The sequence below is a fragment of the Candidatus Viadribacter manganicus genome (assembly GCF_001679665.1).
Lineage (GTDB): Bacteria > Pseudomonadota > Alphaproteobacteria > Caulobacterales > Aquidulcibacteraceae > Vitreimonas > Vitreimonas manganica.
In genome coordinates, this window is record NZ_CP013244.1 from 1324919 (window position 1) to 1342711 (window position 17793).

The 17793-nt window shown below is 58.5% G+C and carries 21 protein-coding genes; 5 read left to right on the forward strand and 16 right to left on the reverse strand.

Annotation, left to right across the window (positions count from 1 at the left end):
• Positions 1–3 precede the first annotated feature (3 nt).
• The 14 genes from ATE48_RS06925 to ATE48_RS06990 form a co-directional block, all read right to left on the reverse strand.
• Positions 4–1398, reverse strand: a complete 1395-nt coding sequence (locus tag ATE48_RS06925; RefSeq protein WP_066769371.1) for a sensor histidine kinase — start codon at positions 1396–1398, stop codon at positions 4–6.
• Positions 1399–1629: 231 nt separating this feature from the next.
• Positions 1630–2082, reverse strand: coding sequence for a hypothetical protein (locus ATE48_RS06930; protein ID WP_066769375.1), 453 nt, complete (start codon positions 2080–2082; stop codon positions 1630–1632).
• Positions 2079–2675: a response regulator gene (locus tag ATE48_RS06935; protein ID WP_066769378.1), complete on the reverse strand. Its 597-nt coding sequence runs from the start codon at positions 2673–2675 to the stop codon at positions 2079–2081. Before ATE48_RS06935 ends, ATE48_RS06930 begins: the two co-directional genes overlap by 4 nt.
• The gene (locus tag ATE48_RS06940) at positions 2672–3049 is read right to left on the reverse strand and encodes a hypothetical protein (RefSeq protein ID WP_066769380.1); all 378 of its coding nucleotides are present in this window, start codon (positions 3047–3049) and stop codon (positions 2672–2674) included. Before ATE48_RS06940 ends, ATE48_RS06935 begins: the two co-directional genes overlap by 4 nt.
• Entirely contained in the window at positions 3049–3606 is a 558-nt protein-coding gene (locus ATE48_RS06945; protein ID WP_066769382.1) for a chemotaxis protein CheD, read from the reverse strand. Before ATE48_RS06945 ends, ATE48_RS06940 begins: the two co-directional genes overlap by 1 nt.
• A complete protein-coding gene (locus ATE48_RS06950; protein ID WP_066769383.1) occupies positions 3603–3992 on the reverse strand; it encodes a response regulator in 390 nt (129 codons plus the stop codon). The genes ATE48_RS06945 and ATE48_RS06950 overlap by 4 nt, the downstream gene beginning before the upstream one ends.
• Before the next feature lies 1 nt (position 3993).
• Complete coding sequence (locus ATE48_RS06955) at positions 3994–5013, reverse strand: protein-glutamate methylesterase/protein-glutamine glutaminase (protein ID WP_066769386.1); 1020 nt, start codon at positions 5011–5013, stop codon at positions 3994–3996.
• Positions 5010–5879 carry a CheR family methyltransferase gene (locus ATE48_RS06960; RefSeq protein ID WP_066769389.1) on the reverse strand — a complete coding sequence of 290 codons (870 nt, stop codon included), beginning with the start codon at positions 5877–5879 and terminating at the stop codon, positions 5010–5012. The genes ATE48_RS06955 and ATE48_RS06960 overlap by 4 nt, the downstream gene beginning before the upstream one ends.
• Positions 5876–6340, reverse strand: a complete 465-nt coding sequence (locus tag ATE48_RS06965) for a chemotaxis protein CheW (protein ID WP_066769391.1) — start codon at positions 6338–6340, stop codon at positions 5876–5878. Before ATE48_RS06965 ends, ATE48_RS06960 begins: the two co-directional genes overlap by 4 nt.
• 4 nt (positions 6341–6344) lie before the next feature.
• Positions 6345–8540 carry a chemotaxis protein CheA gene (locus ATE48_RS06970; RefSeq protein WP_066769394.1) on the reverse strand — a complete coding sequence of 732 codons (2196 nt, stop codon included), beginning with the start codon at positions 8538–8540 and terminating at the stop codon, positions 6345–6347.
• 12 nt (positions 8541–8552) lie between these two features.
• Complete coding sequence (locus ATE48_RS06975) at positions 8553–8918, reverse strand: response regulator (RefSeq protein WP_066769396.1); 366 nt, start codon at positions 8916–8918, stop codon at positions 8553–8555.
• Positions 8918–9187 carry an STAS domain-containing protein gene (locus ATE48_RS06980; protein ID WP_066769398.1) on the reverse strand — a complete coding sequence of 90 codons (270 nt, stop codon included), beginning with the start codon at positions 9185–9187 and terminating at the stop codon, positions 8918–8920. The genes ATE48_RS06975 and ATE48_RS06980 overlap by 1 nt, the downstream gene beginning before the upstream one ends.
• Positions 9187–11310 carry a methyl-accepting chemotaxis protein gene (locus ATE48_RS06985; protein ID WP_066769400.1) on the reverse strand — a complete coding sequence of 708 codons (2124 nt, stop codon included), beginning with the start codon at positions 11308–11310 and terminating at the stop codon, positions 9187–9189. The genes ATE48_RS06980 and ATE48_RS06985 overlap by 1 nt, the downstream gene beginning before the upstream one ends.
• Positions 11311–11455: 145 nt before the next feature.
• Complete coding sequence (locus ATE48_RS06990) at positions 11456–12592, reverse strand: carbohydrate porin (protein ID WP_228126828.1); 1137 nt, start codon at positions 12590–12592, stop codon at positions 11456–11458.
• A gap of 470 nt (positions 12593–13062) precedes the next feature.
• Between ATE48_RS06990 and ATE48_RS06995 the strand changes: the two genes are divergently transcribed.
• Entirely contained in the window at positions 13063–13356 is a 294-nt protein-coding gene (locus ATE48_RS06995) for a hypothetical protein (protein WP_066769403.1), read from the forward strand.
• Positions 13357–13412: 56 nt separating this feature from the next.
• Here the strand turns inward: ATE48_RS06995 and ATE48_RS07000 are convergent, their stop codons facing one another.
• Positions 13413–14327: a CPBP family intramembrane glutamic endopeptidase gene (locus ATE48_RS07000; protein ID WP_066769405.1), complete on the reverse strand. Its 915-nt coding sequence runs from the start codon at positions 14325–14327 to the stop codon at positions 13413–13415.
• Between the two features lie 249 nt (positions 14328–14576).
• On the opposite strand from ATE48_RS07000, the gene ATE48_RS07005 reads away from it, so the two are divergent.
• A complete protein-coding gene (locus ATE48_RS07005) occupies positions 14577–15020 on the forward strand; it encodes a hypothetical protein (protein ID WP_066769407.1) in 444 nt (147 codons plus the stop codon).
• A 6-nt stretch (positions 15021–15026) separates the two neighbouring features.
• Positions 15027–15437, forward strand: a complete 411-nt coding sequence (locus ATE48_RS07010) for a hypothetical protein (RefSeq protein WP_066769411.1) — start codon at positions 15027–15029, stop codon at positions 15435–15437.
• Positions 15438–15649: 212 nt separating this feature from the next.
• Here the strand turns inward: ATE48_RS07010 and ATE48_RS07015 are convergent, their stop codons facing one another.
• Positions 15650–16021, reverse strand: a complete 372-nt coding sequence (locus ATE48_RS07015) for a hypothetical protein (protein ID WP_066769413.1) — start codon at positions 16019–16021, stop codon at positions 15650–15652.
• Between the two features lie 121 nt (positions 16022–16142).
• Between ATE48_RS07015 and ATE48_RS07020 the strand changes: the two genes are divergently transcribed.
• On the forward strand, positions 16143–16592 hold the full coding sequence (locus ATE48_RS07020; RefSeq protein ID WP_066769415.1) for a MarR family winged helix-turn-helix transcriptional regulator: 450 nt from the start codon (positions 16143–16145) through the stop codon (positions 16590–16592).
• A gap of 100 nt (positions 16593–16692) precedes the next feature.
• Positions 16693–17766 (forward strand): glutathione S-transferase family protein, encoded by a 1074-nt coding sequence (locus ATE48_RS07025; protein ID WP_066769418.1) that lies wholly within the window; start codon positions 16693–16695, stop codon positions 17764–17766.
• The last annotated feature ends 27 nt before the right edge of the window (positions 17767–17793 follow it).

A 17793-nucleotide genomic window follows, 5' to 3' on the forward strand; every position in this document is an offset into this window, starting at 1 on the left:
AATTCAGCGGTGCGAAAATTGCGCCGGGACTTCGACCCGAAAACAAGCGCCGCCGCGCGCTGCACAGGAGGCCCTGACCTCCCCGCCCAGCAATCTGGCCAGACGTTGGCTGAGCGCAAGCCCAAGACCCATACCCTCAAAGTAGCGCGTCTTGGCGCTCTCGGGTTGACTGAAGGGCTCAAACAAATTCTGCAAGCGGTTAGGATCTAAACTGACGCCATCGTCCTCAATTTCGATCACCAGCCAATTTAAGCCCTCAGAAATCTTCTGGGATATGCGCACCTCGATATGGCCGTTCACCGTGGATTGGGCCGCATTCAAGAGCAGTCCTCGCAGACAAAGACTGAGCTTGTCGCCATCGCTCAACCAAACCCCTGGCGGGGTGGTGTCGACAATGCTGATCTCATCGCCATTGGCGCGCACGAGCTGATCGACTGCATCGATCGCCTCTTGCACCAACTCCGTCGGCTGGCATTCATCAAGCTCAACCGCGAGCTTTCCCGCATCGATCGCTGCAAGCTTTAGAACGTCATTGATCATCGTGCGCAACTTCAGCGCCGCCTCAAGCACGCGCCGATTGTCCCCCGCCTTGTCGCCGGCGCCATTATGGTCGGCGTCCTCAATCAACATTTCGCTATAGCCAATGATGGCATTAAGCGGCGTGCGCAATTCATGACTGACATTGGCCATGAACTCAGATTTTGAGCGGGACACTTCCTCGGCGGCCGCCTGCCCTTGGCGCGCATCGTTGGCGCGATTGGCCGCTTCGATGAGCAGTGCGCTGGATTTTCCAACAACGGCGCGAAAGTTAGCGACCGAAAGGCTCGCCGCCAGAGCAAGCAAGGTCATCATCGCCGCGTTCCAGAACGAGACCTCCTCCATGCGCATCCAATCATTGGGCGCAGATCCCAACGTTTCATAACTGGATGGCGGCAAAAGCTCGCGTCCAAAGTGAAGCCCCGCATAGGTCAAGGTCACGACCAAGACCCAAATCATGCCCACCCGCACGCCCAGCAACAACGAGCCCAGCAACGGCACTAATATGAGAAAGAACGAGGTTGTCGATACAACACCGCCCAGCGCCCCAGCCGTCAAAGTCACCACCGAATAGAGTGTGACAAGGTAGCCCTGGCAGAGCAGGTCAAGATTGATTTTGGAACGGAGCGCTAAATACGGGAAAGGCGCAAACGCAAACGGGGTGAGCGCGCAAAGAAACGCCACAAACGGGCGACCGCCAATGACACTGGCGTTGGTCAGCACAACCCAAACGCTTGCGATGATGATCGTCAGCAAAGCTGTGAGGGTTAAGAGCCGCTTACGCGTCTCATGAAGCAAAGAAGCGTCAGATCTGGCGGCGCCGGATAATCGGTCCCATACCGCGTCGAGATAGGCATCCATGCCACATGCACTAGCGTATCAAGCCTAAAGAGGCCCAAACACCGAAGGGCGCCTGCAGTCTTCTTGCGCCCGCCTATCGGGGCCGCCGATCTGCACGCCGCCGGCAAAGTCGCGCAAGGCCAAAGCGCCCGATGCTGCGAGCAAGGCGCGCAACTGCAATTACCCCGACATTTACCAAGTCTCGCACCGGCCAGCGCTCATAACCCGGAGCGGTGGCATTGGCCCTAAAACCTAGGTCGCAAACCGGGCGCTAAGGCGGGTCAATTCTGCAAGCACGGCGGTGCGGAGCGCCGGACTATTTGAGATCGCCGCCGATCTTAGCGCCACCATAGCTTCCAAATGCACCCGCACCGCTTGGCGCGGCACCAAAAGCAAACTTTCCGCAGACAATAAGCTGCACAGCGAATGTGCAACCCGGCTGACTTCAGTCAAACCAAACGCCCCCGCCTCGGCAAAGATCTCATCGCTGATCGGATAACAGGACGCCAGATCGTCCAAATTATCGTTCGCAGTCAAACTCTGCAGTTTGGCGATCTTGGCGTCGATAGCGGCCATGCCATCGTCGCGCATCATCTCGATGTTCGCAGACGCCTGCTCAAGCGCGGCGCCTATTTTTATCCCGCCCGGCTCGCCGATGAGATCGCGCAGGCTAACTTCCGGATAGAAACGTCGCACAACACTCATAACATCACACGCTGCGGCTTGATCATAGCATCGACCTCGTCTTGAGACAGATTGGGCTCACTGGCCTCGCCCAATGGCGTTCTGAGATCGGAATTTCGCCGCCCGTCGCTGCCATCGGGCGGACCTTCATATTTAAAGCGCCGATCCGGCCCGATATATTTGCCGACCTCAACGAACGGGCGCTTGTCGCGCGCCACCCACATAAGACGCTGCAACAATGTCGTCGGCGACAACGGCTTTGAGACGATGAAATTGGCGCCGGTGTCGCGCCCGCGTGCGATGTCTGATTTGCGTAAATGGCCCGCCACCAACAGCACCGGCACATAAGCCGAGCGGCCGCCCGAATGACGCAATGAGGAAATAAACTGATAGCCAGCGCCGTCGCCGACCCTTGGATCAATGACGATCAAATCGACTTTTCGATGCGACAAATGCTTTTCCGCATCGGCGATCTTGTCAAAACGGCTAATCGCCGAAACGCCAAAGCCCTTCAGAATCTGCGAGGTGACATCCAGAGCGTGGGCGCTGCTTTCGATCACCATGACGGCGACTTTTGAAAGATTGATCTTAGCATTGGGATCAAGGTTGCTCATAAAACCTCCCACCCCTCTTCGTAGAATTCGCTGTCTTCACCGGCCAAGCGAGCGCGCACATCGCCAAGCGTTATCCGCGCCAGCGCCTCGGCGACGCCAATGCGTGCTGCAACCGGGGCCAATCGGCTGAGCTCGCCGGTATAATCGCGCAGCGCCGCAATCTGCTGCAGCATGGCATCAAGATTTTGCAGCTCCGACACGACCCGTTCGTCGACATTGGCCTGAACCGCAACCGCACAGATCGCGCCCTCAATCCGCAGACCCAAAACGCGAATGCGCTCCAATTCATTGGCGAGCAGCGCGCAGACTTCTCCAATCCCCATCTCGTCGCTGGCGTGGGGCTCAGCATCTAAAAGAGCTTCGCGCGCGCCCATCAAAAGAGCTCCACCGAGCCGGCCGCATCATTGACCGGCGCTGGGCTGCGCCGGCGTTCGGCTGAGAACGCTTCAACATGCGTCGAGGCCAACAGCATCTGACCTGCACGCCCGCTGGTTGGCCAAAACCGCACGCGGCGCGCCTGGGCGCCGCCTAAGCTTTGCGCGGTGCAGGCAATGCGCTCCATGCTCAAAAACCGGAGGGCAAATTCTGCATTCTTTTGACCGACATCGGAAAGATTATGAACAACATGCGCGCCGCCAAAAAGCTTGGCTTGTAAACGCGTGCGCTGAGCTCCCTGTTGCAAAAGCCCGTTGATCAAAAGCTCCATGGCGTTGACGCCATATTTCATTTCTTCGCCAACGCCCTCTTCCTCGCCCGGCAACAGAAAATGGTTCATGCCGCCGACTTCGGCGATGGGGTCCCAAAGACAGGTGGCGACGCACGATCCTAAAATCGTCGTCAACATCACCTGCGGATCGCGCACGATCATGTATTCGCCTTGCACGACATGAATGACGCGCTGGCGCGAAGTGGAAGAAGCAGCGCTTGTCATGTCAAAGGCCCAAACACTTCTTCGATCTTCTGGCGAAGCTGGGCCGGCGAAAACGGCTTGGTGATGTAATTGTTGACGCCAAATTGCTGGGCTCTTTGCACCAGATCTTTGTCGGCCCGACCGGTCAGCATGATGAAGGCGGATTTTTTTGTCGCCTCATGTGCGCGCACAGCGCGCAAGAACCCCAAACCGTCAAGCTTGGGCATATTAAAATCCGAGATCACAAGGTGCGAGGGACGCACCATCAAGGATTTGAAACCCTCTTCGCCATCGGCGGCGTCTTCGATGTCGCGAAAGCCGATCTCCTGCAGCGCTGAGCGAATGAGCGCCCGCATCGTCATTTGATCGTCGACAACCAGGACCTTGATTTGAGTGGCCGCAGGCATCTTAAGCCGCTCCCTTGAGTTCAAGCGCGCAAAGATCGAGCGCCGCTGGACCAATGGCGCCAAGCGGCAATTGACGCTCGACAGCGCCAAGCTCGAACGCCGCGCGCGGCATGCCATAAACAACGCTGGTTGCTTCATTCTGGCCGATCGTGGCCGCGCCCGCTTCGCGCATCGCCTTTAAACCTTTTGCCCCGTCAGCGCCCATGCCGGTCAAAATCACACCGACGGCGCGCTTGCCAAATTGCGCGCACACAGAAGCGAAAAGAACATCGACCGATGGTCGGTGACCATTGACCGGACCTGCCTCAACTAACCGACAGCGCGGATTGGCGCCGCCGACCGCTTCAAGGTGCGCTGCCCCGCCAGGGGCCAAATAGACATGGCCAGGCAAGATCGGCGCGCCATCAACCGCTTCACGCACCTGCGGGGCGCACAACCGATCAAGCCGGGCGGCGAAACTTGTGGTGAAGCTTGCCGGCATGTGTTGGGTGATAAGCGTTGGCGGGCAATTTTCCGGAAAGCTCGAGAGCATCGTCAGCAAGGCTTCAACCCCGCCGGTTGATGAGCCGATGGCTAAAATACGCGATGAAGGGCGATATCCGTTCGGTCGCTTGGGCGCCTGGGCCACATGATCGCCGAGCGGGCGCACCCGCGCCCGCGCTGCAGCTTTGACCTTTTCACAAAGATCGTGGAAATCAGGCTTGCCGACACAATCAACCGCGCCAATTTCAAGCGCCTGGATCGAGATCGCAGCGCCCTGCTGGGTCAAAGTCGAGACCATGATCACCGGCGTTGGCCGCAGCCGCATGATCTTTTCAAGAAACTCGATGCCGCTCATGTGCGGCATCTCAACATCCAGCGTCACCACGTCTGGATTGAGCTCTTTGATCGCCTGACGTGCTTCAAGCGGGTCACCTGCCTCACCGACAACAAGGATTTCGCTGTCCTTCGACAAGACGCGCCGGATGAGGCCACGGATCGTGGCAGAATCATCAACGATAAGCACACGCACCGCACTCATGGGCGCGCTCCGGCCAACTTATAAATTGTAAGACCGGCGCTTTCAAAACCCGGGACATCAATGCGCTCGGAATGGCCGATATAAACTCGTCCATCCTCGTGAAGCGAAGATTTGAACCGGTTCCACAAGAAGGCTTGGGTGGCGTCCTCAAAATAGATGACGACGTTGCGGCAGAATATGACGTCAAAGCGACCCTTCATCGGCCAATCGCCAATGAGATTGAGTTCTTTAAAACGCACCAAAGCGCGCGCCTCATCACTGATGCGCCAAGATTGGCCGTCGCCTTGGCGCTCAAACCAACGCTCGCGCATATTGGCGCCGATCGGCGATATCGCCTCGGTTGAATAAATCCCGGCCCGCCCGCGCGCGACCACGTTAGGATCAATGTCGGTTGCAAGGATGCGCACATCGTAGCGGCCAAGCTCGGGCGCCAGCGCCAAAAGTGTGAGCGCCATCGAATAAGGTTCTTCGCCGCTTGAGCAGGCCGCTGACCAGAGCCGCACCCGGGCGCCGGCTTTGGCCGCCGCCACAAGACGCGGGCCAATCTCGGTCCTTAAATGTTCAAAATGATGCGGCTCGCGGAAAAAGCGCGTCACATTGGTGGTGAGCGCTGCGATCATTTCATGGCTTTCGCGCGCGCCCTCTTCAGATTGGATGAAGCTGCAATACTCATCAAAGCTCGCCAAGCCGAGCTTGCGCAAGCGCTTGGCCAGACGCGAATAGACCAAAGTGGCTTTACCGGGCGAGAGTGAAATGCCCGAGACTTCACGCAGATGGCCTGCGATCTGCTCGAAGTTGCGAGCCGTGAGCTTGTACTCGCCTTCAATCAGCGAGCTTTTGCGTGAGGAATGCGCTAAAGCGGTCATGCTGCGCTCGCGAGCTCTTCGGCCGGCAAGATGTCATCAAGCGCGATCCAAGAACTCATCCGCCCATCTTGGGTGATGATGCCTTGCACAAATCTCGAGACCGTGTCGCAACCGACATTCGGCGTTGGCTGCACCGAAGCGCGCTCAGTCGCCAAAATCTCCGACACCGCATCGACCAAAAGTCCGACAAGACGCGTGCCGATGTGCACCACGATGATGACGCTGCGCGCATCAGGCGCGGCCGCGCCCAGACCCAATCTTGCTTTCAAATCCAAAATCGGCAGCACCGCGCCGCGCAGATTGATGACCCCGCGCACGAAAGGCGGCGAATGGGGCAAAGATGTCGCCGGCGTCCAGCCGCGAATTTCACGCACCGCCATGATGTCGAGGCAATATTCTTGCTCACCGACGCGGAACGAAATCAGCTCCAGCATATCGCTTCCCAGATCCATATTGCTCATCCGATCAACTCGCTTTGGCCAAATTTGCATGACGCTCAATCAGGCGCTTTTCGACCAGAGCCTCAACATCAACGATGAGCGCAACGCTGCCATCGCCAAGAATGGTGGCCGCTGCAATGCCGCTGATGCGCTGATAATTGGCCTCAAGACTTTTGATCACCACTTGGCGCTGGCCTTGAATATTGTCGGCAACGAGCGCGGCTCGGCCGATGCCTTCGCATTCAACCAAGAGCACAACCCCCTCGCAGGCAAAGATCGGCGTCGTGCGCAAGCCGAGCGCAACGCCAATATCAATGAGCGGCACGTGCGCGCCGCGCACCGCCAGCACCGCGCCAGTTGGGCCGAGCGCACGCACGTCCTCGGGCTTGGGACGCAAGGTCTCAACGATCGCCGTCAACGGCGCGACCAAGGTTTGATCGCCGGCCGTGATCACCATGCCGTCCAGCACCGCCAAAGTGAGCGGCAGCGATAAAGTAAAGGTCGAGCCCTTGCCGGGAACCGAGCTTATCGAAATGCGCCCGCCCAAGGCCTGGATCGAGCGCTTGACCACATCCATGCCAACGCCGCGACCGGATATGTTCGAGACCGCCGAGGCGGTCGAAAAACCAGGCAAGAAGATCAAATTGTCGATTTCATCATCGGACAAATTAGCGTCAGCCGCGATCAGGCCTCGGTTGACCGCAAGTTCTCGCACACGCGTGCGATTAATGCCTTTGCCGTCATCTGAAACTTCAATGACGATGCGTCCTGAACGATGCTGGGCGCTTAGGCGCACAATGCCTTCGCCGGGCTTGCCGGCCGCGAGCCGCTCGGCCGGCGTTTCAACGCCGTGATCGATCGCATTGCGCAACATGTGGGTGATTGGATCTGAAAGGCGCTCGATAATGGTCTTGTCGACTTCAGTCGCCTCGCCTTCCATCACCAGACGGATTTCTTTGCCGGTCGAACTTGCAACCTCGCGCGCCAGACGCGGCATGCGTTGAAACACCGATTTCACGGGCTGGGCACGGATCGCCATGACGCAATCTTGAATCTCGCGCGTCAGCTGCTCGAGTTCATCCAAGCCGATCGAGACATGCGAGCGGCCGCTGGCGTCTTGTTCTGCAACGCGCTGGGCCAGCATCGCCTGATTGACGACAAGCTCGCCAACAAGATCGATGAGCCGGTCAACACGCGCCAGATCAACCCGGATGGTGGCGCCGGTCTGGGCGCTTTGGGGAACGTTGCGGCCGCTTGCATCGGCGGGCGCTGCCTTCTCCTCGGCCTCTGCCATAATCGCCGCGCTTGAGTCTAAGCTCTTAGACAAAGCAGGCAAGTCGGGCCCGATCGACTTGTCTTGGGCGCTCAATGCAAGCTCTGCGATTGGCGCAGCGCCATAGGTTTGGGCGCCCGCATTCGCGCCTTGGTCTAGGCTCGAAGCACGCGAGAGTTCGATCGGGCAATCATCGCCGACAAAATCAAACACCTCACGGATGGCCTCTTCACTGAGATGGCTCGCCAAGTCGACGATCCAGAAAAGCGCTGGCGCTTCTGGATCCATATCCTCAAACGAAAACCCGTCATTGGCGCAACATGTGACGTTGATCTCGCCAAGGCGCGCAAGCTCGCGCAAAAACAAAACCGCATCATGGCCCTTGGCGTACATCGCTGCATGCGGGCGCATGCAAAGCCGCCATTGCGCCGGCGCCGCAGCTTCCGCCAGCGGCTCAAGATCGACGCCCACCGGCTCATCAAAACTGAACTTTACCGGCGCAAATCCCCATTCATCGACGCCGGCTGCCGGCGCTGGCTCAACGTGTGCAGAAGACTTGCCTTCGAGCGCGGTCAATGCCGCCAGCTCTTGCGACATCGTCTGCGTACGCGCCTCATCGATCGCGCCTTGCCCCTTTGCCGCAAGCACATGATCGGCAAGGATGTCAGAGGCGCGCAGCATCGTCTTGATGACGTCAGGGTTGGGCTCGAGCGCGCCCGATCGCATGGCGTCAAGCGCGGTCTCAAAGACATGCGCAAACTCAACCATGGCCTCATAGCCAAAGGCGCCGGCGCCGCCCTTGACCGAGTGCACGGCGCGAAACACCGCATTGATGGTCTCATTGTCGCCGCCGCCGCCGGCAAGCGCCAACAAGCCCTCTTCAAGGCTCGCTAAAAGCTCGTCGCACTCTTGAAAATAAGTGGCGCGGATCGCATCAAGCGGGTCCATAATATCGATCCCTTAAGCCGAAACCCGCCGGATGACGTCGATCAAGGTGTCGGCTTTGAAGGGCTTGACGATCCAGCCGGTCGCGCCCGCATCACGCGCCCGCGCCTTCTTTTCAGCGCTGCTTTCCGTCGACAAGACGATGATTGGCGTTGCCCGATAAGTATCGTCGCGGCGCACGCCTTCGATAAAGCCATAGCCGTCAAGATTGGGCATGTTGATGTCGGTGATGATGACATCAGGACGCGCATCGGTGAGCGCGCGCAGACCATCTTGGCCGTCTTCGGCCTGGACCACGTTGAAGCCGGCGCCGTTCAGCACCATCAGCAACATTTCGCGCATCATGCGCGAATCATCGACCGTCAGTATCGTCTTCGTCATCACGCAGCCTCGCGCCAAAGAAGTTCGCTGCACGCCATAAGAGTGGCGCTCTCACTAAAAGCCGCGGACGGATCAACCACCGACCAGGCAAGGCCATCCCGCTTCCAGCTTTGCTGCGCCGCCAATAGGATCTGCACGCAAAGCCCGCCCATGCGCTCGACACAGCTTGCATCGATCACAAGCTCTTGGCCTTTAAAGCTCGCAAGTTCGGCATAAAGCGGCGCAGCGGCGCGAAGATCCAGCACCGGGCCAAGTTCAACACGCGCCATTAGAATTCCTGCCAATCATCATCGCCCTTGAGCGCAGCGCCGCCATGGCTGGCAAATTGCGCCACGCGCTGGCGTTGTTGCAGCACCGCTGGACGCGCTGGCGTTTTGGTCTTGGAAACGCTTGGCGCTGGCCCCGCCCCGACTTGGAAGCGCGAGATCAATCCAACCAACTCTTCGGCTTCTTGGGTCAATGAATGGCTGGCGGCGGTCGATTGTTCGACCATCGCCGCGTTCTGCTGGGTGACCTGATCCATCTGATTGATGGCGGTGTTGACCTGGGCCAAGGCGGTGGCTTGCTCTTGGGCAGAAGCTGCAATCTCAGAGACAAGACCATTGATCTCGTTCACCTTGAAGACGATCTCGCCCAAGGCTTTGCCGGCCTCACCGACAAGCTCAACGCCGGTCTCGACATGTTGCGAGCTTGCCGAAATGAGATCTTTGATCTCCTTGGCGGCATTGGAAGATCGTTGCGCCAAGGCGCGCACTTCTGAGGCGACGACGGCAAAGCCGCGCCCGGCATCTCCGGCCCGCGCCGCCTCAACACCAGCATTGAGCGCCAGCAAATTGGTCTGGAAGGCGATCTCATCGATAACGCCGATGATCTGCGAGATCTGCTTTGAAGACTTTTCAATCTCGGCCATTGCCGCGACCGTCTGCTGAACAACTTGGCCTGAAGCCTCAGCATTCGAGCGCGTCGTCGCCACCACCTGATTGGCTTGCTTGGAGCCTTCAGCCGTCTTGCGCACGGTTGCTGTGATTTCATCAAGCGCGGCAGCCGTCTCTTCCAAGCTTGCCGCCTGCTGCTCAGTACGACGTGACAAATCATCAGAGGCCTGGCCGATTTCACCGGCGCCGCTTCTGATGCCGCCGGCATTGACGACAATGGTCTTCATCGCCTCTTGAAGCTTGCCGATTGCATCGTTGAAATCGGTCTGAAGCTTGCGATAGGCGCCTGGCACTTCGCCCGAAAGGCGGAAGGTCAAATCGCCATTCGACAAGCGCGCCAGCGCCTCACCGAAGGTATCCACCACAAGCGCCTCGGCCTCGCGTTGGGCAGCTTGCGTCGCCTCGATGCGCGCTGCATCGGCTTGGGTCTTATCGCGCTCGCGCTGTTCTGCATCGCGCTTGCGCTGCAACAGGCCTTCTTTGAATTTGGCCAGGGTCGCCGCAACTTTGCCGGTCTCATGGAGATCAGAGGTATAAGGAATAACGGCGTCATCATTGCCGCTATTGAGCTCATCCATAGCAACGCCAAGATCGCGGAAGCGTCGTCCAAGTCCGGTTGAGACCATGTAAGCTATGGCGCCTGCGGCGCTCATCGTCAGGCCAACAAGCGCAAGCTGCATCCAAAGCTGCAGCCAAAGCCCATCGATGCGACGCGCGAGCAAAGCGTCAAGATCGGCGGCTGCCGCGGTCCAAACCTCGCCAGTCACGCGCGGAAAGTTCTCTTCGGTGCTCGATGAAGCAATCGAGGTTGAACCACGAATAGCGCTGCGCTCTTCGGCGACCATTTCAAGGCCTGCGCGGCGCAGTTCATCTTGCGCGCGGGCAAGCGCCGCAGAAATAACGCCCGCTTCGTCAGCTTCAATGGCGCGCCCAAGAGCTGCGGCCGCGTCATTGCTCACGGCCTCAAGGCCGGCCAATGCATGATACAATTGATAAGGACGTTCTGGATCGCCGCTGGCTTCAACGGCCGCGTCAACGAGGCCCTCTTCTACGATCATCCGCGGAATGCGCACCGAAATGGCGTCCTGCAGATTGTAGCTTGCAAGTTCAGGATCCAAAGTGAGGTTGGATCCATCGGCGACCGCCGCCATCAAGGCCAAAGCCGCTTGATCGCGCTCAAGTTCGCCTTCGGCGCCGGCAAACGCGTTATATTCATCGGCCGCGCCAAAGCGCTCATTCAACGCTGCATTGGCGGGGTTAACATTGCCCGAACGCCAGGCTGCAAAAATCTCTTCCAGATAACGCGCGCCGTCGCGCTCTTTTTCAGAAAAGTTGATCTGATGCAAAGCGGTCGTCGTCAGCGCCGCAACGCCGACGCCGGTCGCAGCCACAAACAGCGCTGACATGATCGAAAGGCGAGCGCCAATCGACAAGTGCGAATTGAGTTTCTTCAACATGCTTTGTCCTCTGGATGGCGGTGCAAGCGCCGGCGGTTTATGGGTTTAAAAGCAGAGCTAGGACCGGCGCAGACGCCAAGTTCCAAGCCGAAGCATCGAGCCTGCTCGATCGGCGAGACATCGGTCCGAAGAAGAGCGGCGCCCATCAAAAGGCCGCCGAAAAACGAAGCGTCGTCACCACCACATCGTCGCGATCGCGCGCACCGCCCGGCTGATGAATGAATTGAATATCGGGCTGGATCGTGAGGTGACCGATGGTGTCGGCGTAGGTCACTTCAAGAGCTGATTCCGCATCAGCGCTGAGCGCGCCAAGATCGCGCTCATTGGCTTGATATTTAGCGCTGAGATAGCCTTGATTGACCCCGATCGAGATGACGCTGGCGGGGCGATTGTCCCAAACCTCCTGGACAACCAAGCCCGCCTGCCAACCGCCGTCAAAAGGCGTCGTATCGCCCTCGGAGGCGCCGACGCGCAAAAATCCGCTGAGCGCGCGCGGCGCTCCGGCCTCGCCGATGAGCAAACGCTCAAGCGTGATGTAGGCGCCATAAGCGCGCCGACGCTGAGGGTCGCCGGCAAGATTGAGATCACGGATATCGTCTTGGCGATCACTATAGGCCCAGGCCCCGAGATTGATGTGGGTGGACCCAAGCCAACTCCATTCGCCAATGATCAAGGCGCCGGCGTCAAACGATGTGTCGACGCCGCCTGGATCGCCCAAGACGCCGGCAGCGGCGTTCAAAACCGCGAGCTTGATTTGGCTTTGCGCTGAAAGTTCAAATGCAGCGCGCACAGCAAGCGCCGTCGAGGGAAAGATCGATGGACCGTTCGCACCGGTCGCGGCCAGTTCAGAGCCAATGCCAAAGGCCGGCGCGATCAGAAGAGCGGCGCTCTCATTGGAATAAAATTCGCTGTTGAGATCATAAAGCCCAGCGCGCAGGCTGAGCGGGCCAAAGCCGCGCTCAATCCACAATTCGTATAATCTGGCGCTTTGACGCGCGACTTCGATATTGTCGACGCCCTGCAGCGTCGCGATCTCATCATTGGGCGCGTCGCCGGAATTGTTGAGCGCGTGAACAAAGATGGTCGTGTCTTGCCAGCCCGTCAGGCGCGCCATGTCAAAGCGCAGCGACACATCCAAATTATCGAGCACATAGGCGTCGCGCCGAGCCCCCGCGACCGGCGCGACTACATCTAGAGTGTATTCAAAAGCCGCTTCCACGCCGGCTGGCGCCGTCGCCTCGGCGCGCGCTTCGAAGGGCGCAGCAACGGCAACAAAACCCACAAGCGCGCAAAGGCGATGGCGTCGTCTGATCGACGGCTGTGATCCAAGATCATCTCGCCCGCCGCCGTCCGGCGTTGGTCTGTTTGCTGTCCCTGCACTGCGCATAAAGCGGCTCGCCAATCACAAGATCTCGACGTCGCGCGTCGATGCCTTGCATTTTGCCGAGCCCAGTTAATGGGCGGTTTTTGAGTGACTTTTCTCAATGACAAATATCATTTGTCACAACCCAAAATGGGTCGCGCGATATGGCTGAAGGCCACAAACCCTGCGTCATCGTCCCCAGCGGAAGCGACGCGCCCAACCCCAGCTCACGCCTGAGATCACATTAACCACATGCGAACGCTTCGCTGACATAAAGTCAGCTCATGCAAATCCTGGTTGCAAAAGCCGATGAGCTAACCGGACGAGCACTTTGCGCTGCATTAGAGACACAAGGTGTTTGGTGCAGGTTAGCCCTTGGCGGCGCCGGCATGATCGCAGCCTTGCAAAGCGAAAAGTTTGACGGCGTCGTCTTTGATCTGCTGATGCACGAAATCAGCGGCGATGAGGCCTGGCGCCTCGCAGAAGAAATGTTTGAGACCCTGCCCCCGGCCGTGGCGCTGTCACAAACACCGGTCAGAGACATACCTCTTCTGTGCACACGGCTTAAGATTGGCGACTGCATCAATGCGGCCGCGTCAGCCGAACAGATCTTAGAGCGTCTCATTAGCGTCCAGGCGCGCAATGGCGCGTTTGAGGCCCCCTCCTCGCGCGCAAGCGCTTAGGCAACGGCGCAAGCCACGTCACTCGCGCCCGTCAGCTAAGGCCAAATTGTGCAGCTTTATGCTTGTGAGCTTGCGATCATGGGCGCTCGCGCTGGAAAGCTAAAATGCACCGTTATCATAAGTAAGAGCGCAGCTGCACTCGCCAACACGCTGCCCTCTGGCCCTACATCACCACCCGTAAGCAAAGGCTCTCCTAAGACCGTGGTGTGAACCAAAGCAGCGTGTGAAGCAGCGCCGCTATTGGAAAATCCAAAAAGCGTGCTCTGGCTAAAATTCCAGGCGCCATGAAAGCCCCAGGCCAACCAAAGCGATCCGGTGCGCTTTAGCGAATAAACCAGCGCAAACCCAAAAAGTCCGGCATTGATGAGGCCAAGTGGGCTCTCGCCCGCATTGGCTAAATGCCCTGCTCCAAATGCCAGGCTTGATAAGATTGCAGCAGGCCAAAACCCAAGCGCTTGCGTCGCCTGAATAAACCCGTATCCGCGCGCCAAGGCCTCTTCATGCATAGATTGTACAAGCCAAACCGCGAGCCAAGAGAGCGCCATCACGGCCATGGCGGACGCCGAGATGGTGTGAGGCTCGATCCGCAACATGCCTAAGCCCGCAAGTAAGCCGCCAATCAGCCCCATCAATCCAAGACCAAGCACTGCGCCGAGCCCAAAGCGCTTGGCCCAACCGTCTAAAGACCAGCCGCTCAAAGAAAATTTGCCGCGCGTGAAAACCAGCATCGCCAGCGTCGGTAAAAGCGCCAAACTCACCAGCAACATCAGATGCCCAAGGAGCGCCGCGGCAAGACCGTCTTGTAACTGCGCCGTCAACGTTTGACCGGTCACGCTGCGCCCAATGGTGGACGCGATGATAAGAATTACGAACGCCAGCGCATAATAGCCAAGCGCCAGAGCCGCCGAGCCAGCGCGCGCCTTTAGTCCGGCTTTGGCTTCGAACTTCATCTCACTAGGCTCGCCGCTCATCTCCCATCCCCTCTTGCAGCATCTGCGGCGAGCGCGCTTTCAAAGTTCGCGACAGAGCGTTTGCAAAACCTACACTCGAAAATGACGAGCAAAAAACTCTAAGATCCAAACCGGCCAAGATCGCTCCAATCGGGCGGATGGCGCGCCGCCCCATAGATGAGCCAACACGTCCCCGTGAGCTTTGACCTTGGACTTCGTTCTGCTCTAATCTCCAAAGAACAGTGACGCAAAGCAGGCAGAGGAAAGATCATGAAAGCGCGTGTGTTGGCCGTCATCACGGGCCTTGTGTTGAGCGCCATGGTTTCAACGCCAGCGCGCGCTGATGAAGTTTGGGCGCTGCCGAGCGGCAATCAACTCACCTATGATCGCGACGTCGGCAATGTCGCCGTCCTTACCTATCGCGCCGAACAAGGCCTCAACCCCGGACAGATTTTCGTTGTCGGACTGGGCGGACAATATGAGGGGCGCAGGTCATACCAAGCCTATTGGGTCGAAGCCGATGATGCAGGCCCTGCCTGCGCTGCAAGCCTTGTCGACGCAGAAGGGCGCACCTGGCGGCGCTGGGGATTAGCGCGCGTGGCGTTTGCCAGCCCGAGCTTTCCTTCGCGCCTTACACTGTCGCGAGGTGAGTGCCTCAACGGGCCAAGTGGACGCATCGTTGCGCGTCCGGTTGTCGGCGCCGGGGTTCGCTAAACCATCATGAGTGATGGCGGCGAGCTTTTGGCTCTGGTGCGCTCTGCCGATCAGCAGACCGCCGCGCTCTTTGGACAGATGATTTCGATCACCTTCGCCATGATCGCGGGCATCTATTATTTCCTCAACCGCGCCCGCATTGAATTAAAGCTCTTCGCTTTCACCTGCTACGGCGTTGGCATGTTGGCCTTCTTCGGCATGATGCTGCGTGAATCTAACATCAAGCGCATCGCGCTCGAAGCCATTGAAGCCATGCCCGCCACGCAACGATCAAGCGTCGTTGAAGGCTTGCGCGAGCTCAGTCAGTCCTGGCTGTTTAAAGACACCTCGATCTTTTTGAACGCCGCCCATTATGTGTTGTGGATCAGCGTCATCTACCTTTTGTTCTTCTGGAAGCGGCCGAACATCATCGTCTAAGGACCAGCGCCTTCGCTTTTTAAAAGCCGGCGTCACCAGGTAGCGGAGGTGACATTGGCGCCTTGACGAAAGCACGGCGCGCTCAGCTGAGAAACGCCGATCGCGATCGAGATTGCGGCGCTTTGATCCTAGCACTCGGCGCCGGCCTCTATCGGGCGACCATATTGGGCTGACAGCGCCAGACGCTGTGCGCGCTGCCGGCGCCCATCAGATTAAAGCGTGAGTTGCGAAAACTGCGCCAAGCTGCTCGTGGCCAACGCCAACAGCCAAAGCAATGGACCAAGCGCGCCTGGAAAGACCCGCGCGTGACCGGACGCCAGCACAAAAACGATAAAGCCAATATCAATCAGCGACGACAAAACCGCGTTGATCCAATAGCCCAACACATCGTTGGTCCAGTTCATCGTCACCGCAATCGCTGTCACACAAATCGCCGCACAAAGAAGTGTCCAAGCATTTTGGCGCAGCCGCGCCTTGACCGGGCCTGCTGGCTGACCGGCCGCAAGTCGCCAAGCATCTGCTGCAGCGCCAATGTGCAGAACGCCCCATAAAACATAAAGCACTGCGCTCACTTGATAGAGCATCGGCCACGCCCCTTCTGATTTGCTGGGCGCCGCTCAAAACGCCGCGCCTAACCCCGTGCATTTACCACGGATATAGGATGAGCCGGAGACGCACAAGAAGAAGTATGCAATATCACCGGTCATGCATTGGGCTGACGAACTGCATCTTTTGCTGTTGCGCCTCTCTGGGCTCATCAATCGCCCAGACATTGACGAGCGCCTGCTTGCAGACGCAGGCATCGAACTTGAACGGGCCTTGTTTCCGCTTTTATCGCGCATCGGCGTCTTCGGGCCGATCAGCGTTGTTGAATTGGCGGCCCAGGCTGGGCGCGACCACTCGACCGTCAGTCGCCAAGTCGAGCGCCTTGAAGAGCTGGGTTTGGTCGAGCGGCGCCCAAGCTTGAGCGACCGCCGCGTTCGGCTGCTGGCGCCGACGTCAAAGGGCCACGAGATCTTAAAACGCCTCGCCAAAGTGCGCCGGAAAAAAATCAAAGCGCGTCTGGCGGACTTTACCGACACCGAGCGAGACCAATTGATCGAGCTCTTGCGGCGATTTTCCGCCGATGAGCAAGGCCCGCGCCAACCAGAGTGAAGGTGCACTGGCGCCTAAAAAGACCCACCAAAGGCCGGGTCGAGGATCGACGAAGCCGAGCGCTTCCCGCGCCCGCGCACAACGCCTAAGCTTGCTTTCAATGGCAAAGCTTCATCGCCTGCACGGGCTTACCCTCTCTTATTTCACTGGAAAGCTTGAAGCCTATCTGCGCGTCAAAGGCCTGGCTTACGAATTTATCGAAATGGACAGCGCCGATTTTCGCAAATGCGCCCAAATGACGGGCATTGCGCAGATGCCTCAATTGGAAACCCCGTCGGGCGAATGGTTGACGGACACAAGCGCCATTATCGCAAGCTTCGAAGCCTTGAACACGGCGCCAGCGCTTCAGCCCAGCACGCCGCTGGCGCGCTTTTTCAGTCTTCTTCTGGAAGATTATTTCGACGAATGGCTTTGGCGCCCGGCGCTCTATTATCGCTGGCGCTTCAATGATGATGCGCGATTGATGAGCGCACAGATTGCACGCTCGCTTCTGCGCGACATCCCCGGGCCGTTCTTCGCAAAAAGGCTCTATATCTTACATCGTCAAAGACGGGTTTTCCTGCACGATGATGGGATAACGCGCGCCAACGCCAAGGCGGTCGAAGCCTTGTTCTTATCGACCCTAGAGATGCTAGAACCCATCTTCGCCTTGCGGCCTTACCTTTTCGGCCATCGCCCGTGCGAAGCCGACTTTGCTCTTTTCGGTTCTGTCTTTCGACATTTCTCACATGACCCGACACCCCAGGACTTGATGCGTCAACACGCGCCGCAGACCTTGGCCTGGGCGGCAAGATTATGGGCGACAACGCCGGCGACGCTTCATAGCGCAGCTCCTATCGATGCGACGCCGACCGATCTTGACGGGTTTTTTGAGGAGCTTGGGGCAAGCTATCTGCCCTATCTTGGCGCCAATGCTGAGGCCTTACGAACCCGTCAGCGGCGCGTGCGCGCCAACCTAAAGGGCGGCGTCTTTGTAACCAAACCCTCGCTTTATCACCTCCACTGCCTCAACGTTTTAAAGCGCGCCTTCGCTGCACTTGAAGCGGCCGACCAACATATCGTCGCCGTTCGCATCGGCGCCTCTGCCGCGCTGCTGAAAGGCCCGGTCAGTGAAATTGGCCTTGCACTTGAGACGCGTAAATCCAATCCCACCGATCGGGCCTGGCGTCATTGATGTGGGCGCCCTCGTCAAAATCTACGG

Bases quoted from the DNA above. Each gene is read 5' to 3' on its own strand.
- ATE48_RS07005 (WP_066769407.1), top strand. From the start codon at position 14,577: ATGAAAGCGCGTGTGTTGGCCGTCATCACGGGCCTTGTGTTGAGCGCC.
- ATE48_RS06975 (WP_066769396.1), bottom strand. From the start codon at position 8,918: ATGACGAAGACGATACTGACGGTCGATGATTCGCGCATGATGCGCGAA.
- ATE48_RS07020 (WP_066769415.1), top strand. From the start codon at position 16,143: ATGCATTGGGCTGACGAACTGCATCTTTTGCTGTTGCGCCTCTCTGGG.
- ATE48_RS06965 (WP_066769391.1), bottom strand. From the start codon at position 6,340: ATGAGCAATATGGATCTGGGAAGCGATATGCTGGAGCTGATTTCGTTC.
- ATE48_RS06960 (WP_066769389.1), bottom strand. From the start codon at position 5,879: ATGACCGCTTTAGCGCATTCCTCACGCAAAAGCTCGCTGATTGAAGGC.
- ATE48_RS06930 (WP_066769375.1), bottom strand. From the start codon at position 2,082: ATGAGTGTTGTGCGACGTTTCTATCCGGAAGTTAGCCTGCGCGATCTC.
- ATE48_RS06935 (WP_066769378.1), bottom strand. From the start codon at position 2,675: ATGAGCAACCTTGATCCCAATGCTAAGATCAATCTTTCAAAAGTCGCC.
- ATE48_RS06950 (WP_066769383.1), bottom strand. From the start codon at position 3,992: ATGCCTGCGGCCACTCAAATCAAGGTCCTGGTTGTCGACGATCAAATG.
- ATE48_RS07010 (WP_066769411.1), top strand. From the start codon at position 15,027: ATGAGTGATGGCGGCGAGCTTTTGGCTCTGGTGCGCTCTGCCGATCAG.
- ATE48_RS06980 (WP_066769398.1), bottom strand. From the start codon at position 9,187: ATGGCGCGTGTTGAACTTGGCCCGGTGCTGGATCTTCGCGCCGCTGCG.
- ATE48_RS06925 (WP_066769371.1), bottom strand. From the start codon at position 1,398: ATGGATGCCTATCTCGACGCGGTATGGGACCGATTATCCGGCGCCGCC.
- ATE48_RS07015 (WP_066769413.1), bottom strand. From the start codon at position 16,021: ATGCTCTATCAAGTGAGCGCAGTGCTTTATGTTTTATGGGGCGTTCTG.
- ATE48_RS06985 (WP_066769400.1), bottom strand. From the start codon at position 11,310: ATGTTGAAGAAACTCAATTCGCACTTGTCGATTGGCGCTCGCCTTTCG.
- ATE48_RS06970 (WP_066769394.1), bottom strand. From the start codon at position 8,540: ATGGACCCGCTTGATGCGATCCGCGCCACTTATTTTCAAGAGTGCGAC.
- ATE48_RS06940 (WP_066769380.1), bottom strand. From the start codon at position 3,049: ATGGGCGCGCGCGAAGCTCTTTTAGATGCTGAGCCCCACGCCAGCGAC.
- ATE48_RS07025 (WP_066769418.1), top strand. From the start codon at position 16,693: ATGGCAAAGCTTCATCGCCTGCACGGGCTTACCCTCTCTTATTTCACT.
- ATE48_RS06955 (WP_066769386.1), bottom strand. From the start codon at position 5,013: ATGAGTGCGGTGCGTGTGCTTATCGTTGATGATTCTGCCACGATCCGT.
- ATE48_RS06945 (WP_066769382.1), bottom strand. From the start codon at position 3,606: ATGACAAGCGCTGCTTCTTCCACTTCGCGCCAGCGCGTCATTCATGTC.
- ATE48_RS06995 (WP_066769403.1), top strand. From the start codon at position 13,063: ATGATCGCAGCCTTGCAAAGCGAAAAGTTTGACGGCGTCGTCTTTGAT.
- ATE48_RS07000 (WP_066769405.1), bottom strand. From the start codon at position 14,327: ATGAGCGGCGAGCCTAGTGAGATGAAGTTCGAAGCCAAAGCCGGACTA.